We start from the raw sequence: 12,986 nt of genomic DNA on the forward strand, positions 1-12,986 counted from the left end.
CCTCAAATAGTAAAACTGCCGACAGAGAAGATGCCTCGGCCAGATGACGGTCATTGTGGTCCTGTAACCTGCTCCTCTCAATGCACATTCCTGCCGTTGTCTTGCCCATTTCTCTACGGGACTGGAGAAAAGGCAGGAAAGTGCGCACAATGCAAGAGTGCAAAAACGTCTGGAGAACCCCCGTAAATGAACCGCGCCGAGATATGCCAGCTGTTGACGGAAAAAGTTAACGCATTGAAAGAAAATGAGGAAAAACTCAGTACGCTGCTGCCCGATATTCGCCTGCTCTACGGTACGCAGCCGGGTACCCGCACGCCGGTGATGTACCAGCCCGGCATTGTTTTTCTCTTTTCGGGGCATAAAATTGGCTACATCAACGAGCGGACTTTTCGCTATGACACCAATGAATACCTGCTGCTGACGGTACCGCTCCCCTTTGAGTGCGAGACCTTCGCCACCCCCGAGGTTCCGCTGGCAGGGATGCGGCTGAATGTGGATATTCTCCAGCTCCAGGAGCTGCTGATGGATATTGGTGAGGATGAGCTGTTTCAGCCGGCGATGGCTTCGAGCGGGATCAACTCGGCAGCCTTATCGGAGGAAATCTTGTGTGCGGCGGAAAGACTGTTGGATGTGATGGAACGCCCGCTGGACGCGCGTATTTTGGGCAAACAGATTATCCGCGAGATGCTCTATTACGTGCTCACCGGGCCGTGCGGCGGGGCGCTGCTGGCGCTGGTGAGCCGGCAAACCCATTTCAGCCTGATCAGCCGCGTCCTGAAACGCATTGAAAGCCAGTACACCGAGAACCTCAGCGTCGACCAGCTGGCGGCGGAAGCCAACATGAGCGTCTCGGCGTTTCATCATAATTTCAAATCGGTGACCAGCACCTCGCCGTTGCAGTATCTCAAAAGCTATCGCCTGCATAAGGCGCGGATGCTGATGATCCACGATGGCATGAAGGCCAGCGCGGCGGCGATGCGGGTCGGCTACGAAAGCGCCTCCCAGTTCAGCCGTGAGTTTAAACGCTATTTCGGCATGACGCCGGGCGAAGACGCCGCGCGGATCAGAATGATTCAGGGAATGTGACGGGCGAGGAGCGGCGGCTGCCGAACCCGGGAAGGCGGCGCAGCGTCGCTCCCGGGTTCGCGCGGTCAGGCGCTGCAGAATTTTTTCTTGATAACCACGACCAGAGTGCCCACCAGCCCGGCAACCAGCAGGGCGATCGGCAGAATCATCAGGCAGGTCATCACCTGATCTTCATGGCGTTTGACGAACGGGATCATGCTGAGGGCATATCCCAGGCCGGTGACCACACCCACCCACAGCAGCGCGCTCAGCCAGTTGAAGAACTGGAAACGGCGGTTTGAGAGCCCGGAAATGCCGGCCATGGTGGGCAGCAGGGTGCGCACGAAGGCCAGAAAACGCCCGGCGAGCAGCGCCAGCAGACCGTGCTTGTCAAACATGCAGGTGGCACGCTGATGATATTTTTGCGGCAGATGGGCGAGCCAGCCTTTGACGGTGGCGGTATTGCCGAGCCAGCGCCCCTGCAGATAGCTGAGCCAGCAGCCGAGGCTGGCCGCCACGGTCAGGATCGCGAGAGTGGGCACAAAGTCCATGACGCCTTTGGCGATCAGCGCGCCGGCGAGCAGCAGCAGGCTATCGCCGGGTAAAAACGAGGCCGGCAGCAGACCGTTTTCCAGAAACAGGGTCGCGAACATAACCAGATACACAAAACCGACAACCTGAGGGTTCGCCAGTGCGGCAAAATCATGTTGCCACAGCGCGGCGACAATCTCTTGAATGACAACCATGGACTTTCCTAAGTGGTACCGTATTTTTGACTAGTGTACTCCTGAAGCGGCCCGAACACCTTGATCTCGGGCGCAACAAAAGCGGCCGTTTTTAACAGAACGTCCGCCATTGTTGCCACTTGCTGTCACTTTACACGATACGGGAGAAGCCCGCCGCTAAATCCGCCAGCAGATCGTCAACATTTTCTAAACCTATATGGACCCGAATCAGCGTGCCGCTGAAATCGACTTCAGCTCCCGGGCGGATCGCGGCAATTTGCTCCGGCTGGTTGGCCAGAATCAGCGATTCAAAACCGCCCCAGGAGTAGGCCATGCTGAACAAGCTGAAGTTGTCGAGATAGGCGGAAAGCTCGGCATCGGTCAGGCGTTTATTGAGGATAAAAGAGAACAGACCGCTGCTGCCGCTAAAGTCGCGCTGCCAGAACTCGTGACCTTTACTTCCCGGCAGCGCCGGGTGGTTGACGCGGGCGACCTGCGGATGCTGCGCCAGCCATTCGGCGATCTGCAGGCTGCTTTCATGATGCTGACGCAGGCGCACGCCCAGGGTTCGCAGGCCCCGACTGGTCATATAGGCGGTATCGGCATCGACCATTTGCCCCATCAGATAGGCATTTTCCCGCAGCTGATCCCAGCAGCGGGCATTGGACACCGCGGTACCGACCATCGCGTCGGAATGGCCAATCAGGTACTTGGTGGCGGCCTGAATCGAGATATCCACGCCGAAATCCAGCGCTTTAAACAGCACGCCCGCCGCCCAGGTGTTGTCGATCATGATAATCGCCTCTGGCGCCACGCTGCGGACGGCAGCGACGATCGCCGGGACGTCATGCACCTCCATGGTGATCGAGCCCGGGGACTCAAGAAACACCACCCGGGTATTGGGCTGGATCAGGCGGGCGATATCGGCGCCAATCAGCGGGTCAAACCAGCTGGTGGTAACGCCGAGTCTGGCGAGAACTTTGGTACAGAAATCCTGACTCGGTTCATAGGCGCTATTGGTCATCAGGACATGGTCGCCCTGCTCGACAAAAGCCAGAATCGTATTGGCGACCGCTGCCGCGCCGCACGGGAACAGCGCGCAGCCGGCGCCGCCCTCCAGCTCGCACATCGCTTCCTGCAAGGAAAAATGGGTGAGCGTGCCGCGACGACCGTAAAACAGCTCGCCCTTCGCCCGGTTGCGGGTGGCGTGCTTTTTAGCGTCGACGGTATCGAAAACCAGCGACGAAGCACGCTGAATCACGCTGTTTACCGAGCCCTGGGTATATTTTTTACTGCGCCCGGCGTTGACGAGCGTAGTATCAAGATGTTTGTCAGCCATGTTTTTCAAACCTGTTTTTATACGTCTGGACGTCTAAACTAGCATGATTACCCCATTGTGTACCGGGGAAGCGCTGATACAGGCGAAAATTTTACCAAACGCGCCGTTGACAACTTTTTTTCTGCGTAAGCGCAGGGAATATAAACGTGATTTGCTGCACAGTGTAAATACTAATGAGAACCACTATCAATTCGATGCCGTTTTGATATTATTATGCTCAGAATTTATGATTTACGTCGTGGAGATTCAGTGTGGGTAATAATTTGATGCAGGCGGATCTGTCCGTTTGGGGTATGTATCATCATGCCGATATTGTCGTAAAGGTGGTGATGATCGGCCTGATTCTGGCGTCGGTTGTGACATGGGCTATCTTCTTCGGCAAGGGTGCTGAAATTCTCTCCAGCAAGCGCCGCCTCAAGCGCGAACAGCAACTGCTGAGCGAAGCTCGTTCCCTCGATCAGGCCAGCGATATTGCCAACAGTTTCCATGCCAGGAGCTTAAGCTGCCAGCTGATTAACGAAGCGCAGAACGAACTGGAACTCTCTTCAGGCGTCGAAGATAACGAAGGTATTAAAGAACGTACCGGTTTCCGCCTTGAGCGCCGCGTGGCGTTTGTGGGCCGTTATATGGGCCGCGGCAACGGTTACCTGGCGACCATCGGGGCGATTTCTCCGTTCGTCGGGCTGTTTGGTACCGTCTGGGGCATCATGAACAGCTTTATCGGTATCGCCCAGACGCAGACCACCAACCTCGCGGTTGTCGCACCGGGTATCGCCGAAGCGCTGCTGGCGACGGCTATCGGCCTGTTTGCCGCGATTCCGGCGGTGGTTATCTACAACATCTTTGCCCGCATGATCGGCAGCTACAAAGCCACTCTCGGCGATGTCGCCGCCCAGGTGTTGCTGCTGCAAAGCCGCGATCTGGACCTCAGCGCCAGCGGCACTACGCCGGTGCGTACCGCGCAGAAATTACGGGTAGGTTGATGCTTTATGGCGATGCATTTTAACGAAAACCTCGATGATAACGGCGAGATGCATGACATCAACGTGACGCCGTTTATCGACGTTATGCTGGTGCTGCTGATTATCTTCATGGTGGCCGCGCCGCTGGCCACGGTGGATGTGAAGGTGAACCTGCCGGCCTCCTCCAGCCAGCCTCAGCCGCGCCCGGAAAAACCGATTTATCTGTCGGTGAAAGCGGATAAAACCATGTTCCTCGGCAACGACCCGGTGACCGAAGAGAGCATGATCGGCGCGCTGAATGCGCTGACTGACGGTAAAAAAGACACCACCGTCTTCTTCCGCGCGGATAAAACCGTGGACTATGAGACGATGATGAAAGTCATGGATACCCTGCATCAGGCGGGTTATCTGAAGATTGGTCTGGTGGGTGAAGAAACCGTTAAAGCGCAGTAACTCCCCGACCGATCTCCCCAGGCTGGCCTTGCGCCAGCCTTTTTTATGCCTGCAGCTCACCGGCTACGCGGGCTGGCTGTTGTATTCGCGCCGGCGGGTTGCGATATAATGGCGGCCGTTTTGGTTAACTCACAGGATCTTATGGAACGCTTTCTGGAAAATACTATGTATGCCTCGCGCTGGTTGCTGGCACCGGTTTATTTTGGCCTTTCTCTGGGGCTGATTGCGCTGTCGATCAAATTTTTTCAGGAGATTCTCCACATCCTGCCGCATATTTTCAGCGTGGGTGAGTCGGATCTGATCCTTACCCTGCTGTCGCTGGTGGATATGACGCTGGTGGGGGGACTGCTGGTGATGGTGATGTTCTCCGGCTACGAAAATTTCGTCTCCCAGCTGGATATCAACGAAGGAAAAGAAAAGCTCAGCTGGCTGGGCAAAATGGACGCTACGTCGCTGAAAAATAAGGTGGCGGCCTCTATCGTTGCGATCTCCTCGATCCATCTGCTGCGGGTATTTATGGATGCCAAAAACGTGCCGGACAACAAGCTGATGTGGTATGTCATTATCCATCTGACCTTTGTGCTGTCGGCGTTTGTGATGGGCTATCTCGATCGCCTGACCAAGGTTAAGCACTGATTTCGTCTGCCCGGCGGCATGAGACAGCCCGCCGGGTGAACGGTTTATTTATCCGACGAGGCCTGCCATAAATTGAGCTGGCCGTCCGCCACGTGCTGGTCGATCTGGGCCAGCTCTTCGGCGCTAAAGGCCAGATTTTGCAGCGCCTGCACGTTCTCCTCTAGCTGCTGTGGGCGGCTGGCGCCAATCAGTACCGACGTCACCCGGCCGTCTTTCAGCAGCCAGCTCAGCGCCATCTGCGCCATGCTCTGCCCGCGGCGGTGGGCCATCTCCTGCAATAAACGCAGACTGCGCAGGTTTGCCTCGCTGAGCATATTTTCCGTCAGGCCGCGGTCTCTTTTCCCTTCATAGAACATCCGCGAACCTTCCGGGATCTGCTGGAGATACTTGCCGGTCAGCAGGCCTTGCGCCAGCGGGGTAAAGGCGATGCAGCCGACGCCATGCTCCTCGAGGGTATCCAGCAGGCCGCTGCTGTCGACCCAGCGGTTAAGCAGGTTATAGGAGGGCTGATGAATAAGCAGTGGGATTTTCCATTCGCGCAGCAGCGCGGCCATTTGCTGGGTGCGTTCCGGCGAATAGGAGGAGATGCCGACATATAAAGCTTTACCGCTCTGCACCGCCTGCGCCAGCGCCGCGGCGGTCTCTTCCATCGGCGTATTTTCATCGACGCGATGTGAATAGAAAATGTCGACGTAATCCAGCCCCATACGCTTGAGGCTCTGGTCAAGGCTGGCCAGCAGATATTTTCGCGAGCTGCCGTTACCGTAGGGACCGGGCCACATTGTATAGCCCGCTTTGGTGGCCACGATCAGTTCGTCACGGTAGGCGGCAAAATCCTCGCGCAGCAGGCGACCAAAATTTTCCTCGGCGCTGCCGGGAGGCGGGCCGTAGTTATTGGCCAGGTCGAAATGGGTAATACCCAGATCAAAAGCCTTACGCAGCAGGGCGCGTTGGTCATCCAGCGCGTTGCCGTGGCTAAAATTGTGCCACAGCCCCAGCGATAACGCGGGCAGCTGTAAACCGCTTTTACCACAATAGCGATACTGCATCCGCTCGTAGCGGGTGGGGTCAGCTAACCAGGACATCATCTCTCCTTATTGAGTTAAAACATCGTTTCTATATTAACTAGTATGGCACTTCGGCGGCGTTTGCTGGATCACAATGCGCAAGATTGCTGGCGTCATCGCGAGCTTATGCTTTGCTTAAAGGGGCCTTATTTCCGGAGAACAAACGATGACGCGACTGACGGCGAAAGATTTTCCGCAAGAACTACTGGAGTATTACGACTATTACGCCCACGGCAAAATCAGTAAACGGCAGTTTTTACAGCTGGCCGGGAAATATGCCGTGGGCGGAATGACCGCGCTGGCGCTGTTTAATCTGCTTAAACCCAACTATGCGCTTGCTGAACAGGTACCGTTTACCGATCCCGATATTCGTGCGGAATATATTCACTACCCTTCTCCTGACGGCCACGGAGAGGTTCGCGCCTACATGGTGGTGCCGACGAAACTGACCGCGAAACCCGGGGCCGTGGTGGTGGTTCATGAGAATCGCGGCCTTAACCCCTACATTGAAGATGTCGCCCGACGGGTGGCAAAGGCGGGCTATATCGCGCTGGCGCCGGATGGTCTGAGCTCGGTCGGCGGCTATCCCGGCAACGATGATGAAGGGCGCGAGCTTCAGCAGAAAGTCGATCCGCTGAAGCTGATGAACGACTTTTTTGCCGCCGTCGCCTTTATGGAAAAACACCCGCAGGCGAACGGCAAGGTGGGGATAACCGGGTTTTGTTACGGGGGAGGCGTCTGCAACGCTGCCGCCGTCGCGATCCCGGAACTGGCCTGCGCGGTGCCGTTTTACGGCCGCCAGCCGCCGCTTAATGACGTAGCCAAAATTCATGCGCCGCTGCTGCTGCACTACGCGGAACTGGATAAACCGATCACCGACGGTTGGCCCGCCTATGAAGAGGCGCTGAAGGCGCAGCATAAGGTCTATCAGGCCTACGTCTATCCGCAGGTCAATCACGGCTTCCATAATGACTCCACGCCGCGCTATGACCGGGCGGCAGCCGAGCTTGCCTGGCAGCGAACCCTGGCGTGGTTTGCGCAATACCTCAGCTAAAAATGGGGGAAATAGCGCTAGCACTCGCTCAAAAAATCGCTATATAATTTTGTATATAACGATTGAGGGTGAAAGCGATGGATAACCATTTTGGTAAAGGTTTAATGGCCGGGCTAAAGGCCTCTCAGGCCGAAAGCGCCAGCAATGCGGCCGGTTTTTGTGCGGATTATAAGCGCGGGTTTGTGCTCGGCTATTCTCAGCGCATGTTTGAACAAACCGGCGATCGTCAGCTTAGCGCGTGGGAGGCCGGGATTCTGACCCGCCGCTATGGTCTGGACAGGAATATGGTGATGGATTTTTTCAAGGAGGGACATTCCTGCACCGCGATGCGCTACTTTATGGCCGGATACCGGCTGGAAAGTTAACGACCGAAGGCCGAGGCCCCCGGTCGCTGGCGCATTACGCCTGGCGTTTATCTTCGGTCCGGGTGTCGAAGTCGCTGGCGTCGTGGCGCTCATGTAGCTGTTCGTTAAGCGGGCCGTTAGTCCGGTTAACGATACGGCCACGTTTTACTGCCGGGCGGTTGCCCACGTCCTGCGCCCAGCGCAGGACGTTTTTATAGCTTCCGGCGTCAAGGAATTCGGCTGCGTTATACACCCCTCCCAGCACCACGTTACCGTACCACGGCCAGATGGCCATATCGGCGATGGTGTACTCTTCCCCGGCCACATAGCGGTTACGGGCGAGCTGTTTATCCAGCACGTCGAGCTGGCGTTTGGCTTCCATGGTGAAGCGGTCGATGGCGTACTCGATTTTCACCGGCGCATAGTTATAGAAGTGACCAAAGCCGCCGCCGAGGAACGGGGCAGCGCCCTGTAGCCAGAACAGCCAGTTAAGCGTTTCGGTCCGGCCGGCGGGATCTTTCGGCAGGAAGAAGCCGAACTTCTCTGCGAGGTAAAGCAGGATGCTGCCGGATTCAAACACGCGGGTCGGCGGGGTGGTGGAGTGGTCGCTCAGCGCGGGAATTTTTGAATTGGGGTTCACTTCCACAAAGCCGCTGGAGAACTGATCGCCTTCACCGATGCGAATCAGCCAGGCGTCGTATTCCGCATCGCTGACGCCCAGCGCCAGCAGCTCTTCCAGCAGAATCGTCACCTTCTGGCCATTTGGCGTTCCCAGAGAGTACAGCTGCAGCGGATGTGAGCCGACCGGCAGCGCTTTTTCATGAGTAGCGCCGGAGACGGGACGGTTAATGTTGGCGAACGCGCCACCGTTGTTTTGCTTCCATTCCCACACTTTAGGTGGTTGATAGTTATTCTCTGACATGATGACCTGCCTTTTTAGTGAGGTGTTGAAGGAGTGTAGCAGGAGTGACAACGCGGGTTTAACACACTGAGGCTTAATACCGCCGGCCTCAGGCCGCTATCGCCCCGGTAATCCTGGCGCTACCGGGGCGGCTGCACGGGGCTCAGGCCATAATCCGCTCGGCCCACACGCTGATATCGTCACCGCTGCCGAGGTCCGGTTGGACCAGGCCGTTGACCATAAAGGTCGGCGAGACATGGATACCATTCTGCCGCGCATATTTGCAATGCCATTTGATCTCCGTCTGCAGTTCCGGGCGAGCAAAGGCCGCTGCGAGCTGAACGTGGCTGTAACGTTCGATGCGCTCAATAATTTGTTGCGGCGTGGCATCCATATTCGGCCCGCTGCAGTGGTCGGTAAATTCAAACTCTTCGCGATGATCGGCGACCGCCTTTAGCACCTTGTGCGCCTGCTCTCTGCCGTGCGGCAGGGTGGAGGCGGCAAGGATACAGCGTACGATGACGCCGGAAAACAGATGCCACGGCTGGGACTGCAGACGAATCTTGATCGTCACATTATCGGCGCCGACTTCATCCAGCAGGTCGTCGAGCTTGTTGAAGGCCCTGACTGAAAACGGGCAGGTTGGTTCGAGGAAAACTTCAAAAGTACGCGGGCCGTGGCCCCAGACCAGCGGTTGGGCTTGCAGATGAGGTTGTGTGCTCATAATCAACTCCTGACGTTTGCGTTATTCGTTGTTCTTCCCTGTCTCATTCGTGTTGCCATCAACGCCGATGCAACCCGAAGTATTACCGGGAGATATCTCAAATAACGATATCACTTTTACCTGAAGGCGCCGGGTTATTTTCCCACAGGGCACAAATAGCGAATCGAATGAGTGGTATTATGATTCCACCTCTGTCTGGTAAGTGCCTGCGGCAGGATAAGAAGAGGGAGTTTTGTTCCGCCAACTGCCCGGGCTGCATTAATTTGAGGTCAGGCTAATGAGTAAAGGATCGACTAGCAGCGATGCCCCTTTTGGTACATTGTTAGGCTACGCGCCGGGCGGCGTAGCAATTTATTCATCGAATTACAGTAGCTTAAATCCGCGAGACTATCCGGATGACGCGACGTTCCGCAGTTACATCGGCAATGAGTATATGGGGCACAAATGGCAGTGCGTCGAGTTCGCCCGCCGCTTTTTGTTTCTCACCTACGGCTTTGTCTTTACCGATGTCGGCATGGCCTATGAAATCTTCTCCCTGCGCTTTCTGCGCGAAGTGGTTAATGACAATATTCTGCCGCTCCAGGCCTTCGCCAATGGTTCCCGCCGTCCGCCGATAGCCGGCTCCCTGCTGATCTGGCAAAAGGGCGGTGAGTTTAAACATACCGGCCATGTCGCGGTGATTACCCAACTGGTCGGCAATAAGGTCAGAATCGCCGAGCAAAACGTGATTCACACCGCGCTGCCGCAGGGCCAGCAATGGACCCGTGAACTCACGCTGGAGGTCAAAGACGGCCTCTACACCATCAAGGATACCTTTGCCGATACGGAGATATTGGGCTGGATGATTCAGACCGCCGACACCGAGCACAGTCTGCCGCAGCCGGTCTTGCCCGGTGAAGCGATGGCGATCCACGGGGCGCGCCTGCCGAATAAAGGCCAGTTCCGCGGTAACTGGCTGAACGAGAAGGACGCGCTGCAAAAAGCCTACGTTGAAGCCAACGGTCACTTCATTAATCAAGACCCCTACCAGTATTTCACTATCACCGAAAGCGCCGAGCAGGAGCTGATCAAAGCGACCAATGAGCTGCATTTGATGTACCTGCACGCCACCGACAAGGTGATGAAAGATGACAACCTGCTGGCGCTGTTCGATATCCCCAAAATCCTCTGGCCGCGCCTGCGTCTCTCCTGGCAACGACGTCGTCATCATATGATTACCGGGCGCATGGATTTCTGTATGGATGAGCGCGGGCTGAAGGTCTATGAATACAATGCCGACTCCGCCTCCTGCCATACCGAAGGCGGTCTGATCCTCGAGCAGTGGCTGAAACAGGGCTATTACGGCACCGGGCATAACCCGGCGGAAAACCTGCTGGACGAGCTGGCGGGCGCCTGGAAGCACAGTCGGGCCCGTCCTTTCGTGCATATCATGCAGGATAAGGATCTGGAGGAGCACTATCACGCCCGCTTTATCCAGCGCTCGCTCACCCAGGCCGGCTTCGAGAGTAAAATCCTCTTTGGCCTTGATGAACTGCGCTGGGACGCCGCCGGACAGCTGATCGACGCGGACGGGCGCCTGGTAAACTGCGTCTGGAAAACCTGGGCCTGGGAAACCGCCATCGAACAGGTGCGCGAAGTCAGCGCCGACGAGTATGCCGCGGTGCCGATCCGTACCGGGCATCCGCAAGGGGAGGTACGGCTGATTGACGTCCTGCTGCGCCCGGAAGTCCTGGTATTTGAACCGCTCTGGACGGTGATCCCCGGCAACAAAGCGATTCTGCCGGTGCTGTGGTCGCTGTTCCCGCATCATCGCTATCTGCTGGATACCGATTTTGTGGTCAACGAAGAGCTGGCGAAAACCGGCTATGCGGTGAAACCTATCTCCGGGCGCTGCGGCAGCAATATCGACCTGATTGGTCCGCAAGACGAAGTGCTGGATAAAACCAGCGGGAAATTTGTCGATCGTAAGAATATTTACCAGCAGCTATGGTGCCTGCCGAAGGTGGATGGTAAATACATTCAGGTCTGTACTTTTACCGTCGGCGGTAACTACGGCGGTACCTGCCTGCGCGGCGATGATTCGCTGGTGGTCAAAAAAGAGAGTGATATCGAACCGTTAATTGTGCTGAAAGACAAAGACGGCCGGTAACCGGCTGCCCGGATAGCGTCTGAACGGCCTGTCCGGGCGACAAATCCTGCAAGCAAGCTATGTTATGAGCTACCAATACAACAACAAGACAGAAACAGAAAAGGAAAATAATATGCACGATCGGCGACTCGCCGCCCGCGCGGGTGAACTCAAACCCTCCGCCGTCCGCGAACTTCTCAAGCACAGTAAACTGCCTGGCGTGATCTCCCTGGGGGGCGGGATCCCGGCCCCGGAGCTTTTTGATACCGAAGGTCTGAATCTGGCGGTGCAGCAGGTGATGGGGGGGCGTTTCAATGATGCATTCCAGTATGGTTTGACCGAAGGCTACCCGCCGCTGCGTCAGGCGGTGAGCGAGCTGTGCCAGACGCGCGGCGTGGCCTGTCCGGCAAGCCATGTCTATATCACCTCCGGTTCACAGCAATCGTTGGATATCGTGGCTCGTACCCTGCTCGATCCGGGCGATGCGATCGTCGTCGAGCGTCCGACCTATCTGGCGGCGCTGCAGGTCTTCCAGCTGGCGCAGGCGAATATTCTCAGCGTGGATACCGATGATGACGGGATGCTGGTTGAACAGCTGGCGGATCTGCTGACGACCACCCGCGTGAAAGCCGTTTATCTGGTGCCGACCTTCGGTAACCCGGGCGGTAAAACCCTGAGTGAAGATCGTCGGCGTCGGCTGGTTGCCCTGGCGAAGCAGTATGATTTTGTCATTATCGAAGATGATCCGTACGGTGAAATCAGTTTCACCGATGAAGTGCGCCGTCCGCTGTATCAGCACGCGGTCGAGCTGGGCTGTGAAGATCGGGTGGTCTACACCTCGACCTTCTCCAAAATCCTTGCGCCGGGAATGCGGATCGGCTGGATCGTGATGCCGGACTGGCTGGCGCAGCAGACGGTGATCGTCAAGCAGGCGGCGGATCTGCACACCAATATGTTATCTCAGGTGATCACCGCGGAATATCTGACGATGAACCGCCTGGATAGCCAGATCGCGCTGATCCGCGAAGATTATCGTAAGAAGTGCGTGGCGCTGGCTGACGCTCTCGAATCCCGTCTGGGCGAGCACATCGAGTTCAGCCGACCAAAAGGCGGTATGTTCCTGTGGGCCCGTTTCCGCTATCCGTTCGATACTATGGAATGGATGAAAAAGACCCTCGCAAACGGCGTGGTCTACGTGCCTGGCGAAGCGTTTTATAACGATAACCCGGATACCCGCACGCTGCGTCTCTCCTACTCTACGGTGTCGGAAGAGGGGCTGATGACCGCCGTCGAACGGCTGGCGAAATCGCTGTAACCTGCCTGAGTTGACTCTGCGCCGCCCGGCGCAGAGTCCGGTGATGAACGGCAAAACGCCGGATGAGCCGATGAGCCTTGATGCCCTGCCCGTGGTATTGCTCCCTGGATTTATGCTGGATGAGACCCTGCGGGATGATTTTAGCGCCGATTTTCCACCGCAACGGACCTTTATCCGCGCCAGCCTCACGCGGGGTGACAGTATTGCCGCGCCAGCGAACTACCGCCGCGCGTTATCCTGCCCGGATTCTCCCTCGTGGGCTATATGGCGTTG

General features: G+C 56.7%; 13 protein-coding genes. 8 read left to right on the forward strand and 5 right to left on the reverse strand.

Annotation, left to right across the window (positions count from 1 at the left end; translation table 11 throughout):
- Positions 1–186 precede the first annotated feature (186 nt).
- The gene (locus EDF73_RS13930) at positions 187–1,086 is read left to right on the forward strand and encodes an AraC family transcriptional regulator (RefSeq protein WP_132729705.1); all 900 of its coding nucleotides are present in this window, start codon (positions 187–189) and stop codon (positions 1,084–1,086) included.
- A gap of 65 nt (positions 1,087–1,151) precedes the next feature.
- Here EDF73_RS13930 and yghB read toward each other — a convergent pair whose 3' ends face one another.
- Both yghB and metC read right to left on the reverse strand, forming a co-directional pair.
- The gene (gene yghB / locus EDF73_RS13935) at positions 1,152–1,811 is read right to left on the reverse strand and encodes a DedA family general envelope maintenance protein YghB (protein WP_132729706.1); all 660 of its coding nucleotides are present in this window, start codon (positions 1,809–1,811) and stop codon (positions 1,152–1,154) included.
- Positions 1,812–1,941: 130 nt separating this feature from the next.
- Positions 1,942–3,129 (reverse strand): cystathionine beta-lyase, encoded by a 1,188-nt coding sequence (gene metC / locus EDF73_RS13940; RefSeq protein WP_132729707.1) that lies wholly within the window; start codon positions 3,127–3,129, stop codon positions 1,942–1,944.
- Positions 3,130–3,380: 251 nt separating this feature from the next.
- Here metC and exbB point away from each other — a divergent pair, with 251 nt between their 5' ends.
- From exbB to EDF73_RS13955, 3 genes are all read left to right on the forward strand, one after another.
- Positions 3,381–4,112, forward strand: coding sequence for a tol-pal system-associated acyl-CoA thioesterase (gene exbB / locus EDF73_RS13945; protein ID WP_132729708.1), 732 nt, complete (start codon positions 3,381–3,383; stop codon positions 4,110–4,112).
- Between the two features lie 6 nt (positions 4,113–4,118).
- A complete protein-coding gene (gene exbD, locus EDF73_RS13950; RefSeq protein WP_132729709.1) occupies positions 4,119–4,544 on the forward strand; it encodes a TonB system transport protein ExbD in 426 nt (141 codons plus the stop codon).
- A gap of 141 nt (positions 4,545–4,685) precedes the next feature.
- On the forward strand, positions 4,686–5,180 hold the full coding sequence (locus EDF73_RS13955; RefSeq protein ID WP_132729710.1) for a TIGR00645 family protein: 495 nt from the start codon (positions 4,686–4,688) through the stop codon (positions 5,178–5,180).
- 44 nt (positions 5,181–5,224) lie between these two features.
- Here the strand turns inward: EDF73_RS13955 and mgrA are convergent, their stop codons facing one another.
- The gene (gene mgrA / locus EDF73_RS13960) at positions 5,225–6,265 is read right to left on the reverse strand and encodes an L-glyceraldehyde 3-phosphate reductase (RefSeq protein ID WP_132729810.1); all 1,041 of its coding nucleotides are present in this window, start codon (positions 6,263–6,265) and stop codon (positions 5,225–5,227) included.
- Positions 6,266–6,413: 148 nt separating this feature from the next.
- Between mgrA and yghX the strand changes: the two genes are divergently transcribed.
- Together yghX and EDF73_RS13970 are read left to right on the forward strand one after the other, a co-directional pair.
- Positions 6,414–7,301, forward strand: coding sequence for a YghX family hydrolase (gene yghX / locus EDF73_RS13965; protein ID WP_132729711.1), 888 nt, complete (start codon positions 6,414–6,416; stop codon positions 7,299–7,301).
- 77 nt (positions 7,302–7,378) lie between these two features.
- Entirely contained in the window at positions 7,379–7,666 is a 288-nt protein-coding gene (locus tag EDF73_RS13970) for a DUF2623 family protein (protein ID WP_132729712.1), read from the forward strand.
- Between the two features lie 34 nt (positions 7,667–7,700).
- Here EDF73_RS13970 and yghU read toward each other — a convergent pair whose 3' ends face one another.
- A complete protein-coding gene (gene yghU, locus EDF73_RS13975; RefSeq protein ID WP_132729713.1) occupies positions 7,701–8,567 on the reverse strand; it encodes a glutathione-dependent disulfide-bond oxidoreductase in 867 nt (288 codons plus the stop codon).
- 142 nt (positions 8,568–8,709) lie between these two features.
- Complete coding sequence (locus tag EDF73_RS13980) at positions 8,710–9,270, reverse strand: thioredoxin domain-containing protein (protein WP_132729714.1); 561 nt, start codon at positions 9,268–9,270, stop codon at positions 8,710–8,712.
- A 277-nt stretch (positions 9,271–9,547) separates the two neighbouring features.
- On the opposite strand from EDF73_RS13980, the gene gss reads away from it, so the two are divergent.
- Both gss and EDF73_RS13990 read left to right on the forward strand, forming a co-directional pair.
- Positions 9,548–11,419, forward strand: coding sequence for a bifunctional glutathionylspermidine amidase/synthase (gene gss, locus EDF73_RS13985; RefSeq protein WP_132729715.1), 1,872 nt, complete (start codon positions 9,548–9,550; stop codon positions 11,417–11,419).
- 112 nt (positions 11,420–11,531) lie between these two features.
- Complete coding sequence (locus EDF73_RS13990) at positions 11,532–12,713, forward strand: PLP-dependent aminotransferase family protein (RefSeq protein WP_132729716.1); 1,182 nt, start codon at positions 11,532–11,534, stop codon at positions 12,711–12,713.
- The last annotated feature ends 273 nt before the right edge of the window (positions 12,714–12,986 follow it).

Origin of the sequence: Klebsiella sp. BIGb0138 (assembly GCF_004342285.1) — a bacterium.
In the GTDB taxonomy this organism is placed as follows: Bacteria; Pseudomonadota; Gammaproteobacteria; order Enterobacterales; family Enterobacteriaceae; genus Klebsiella.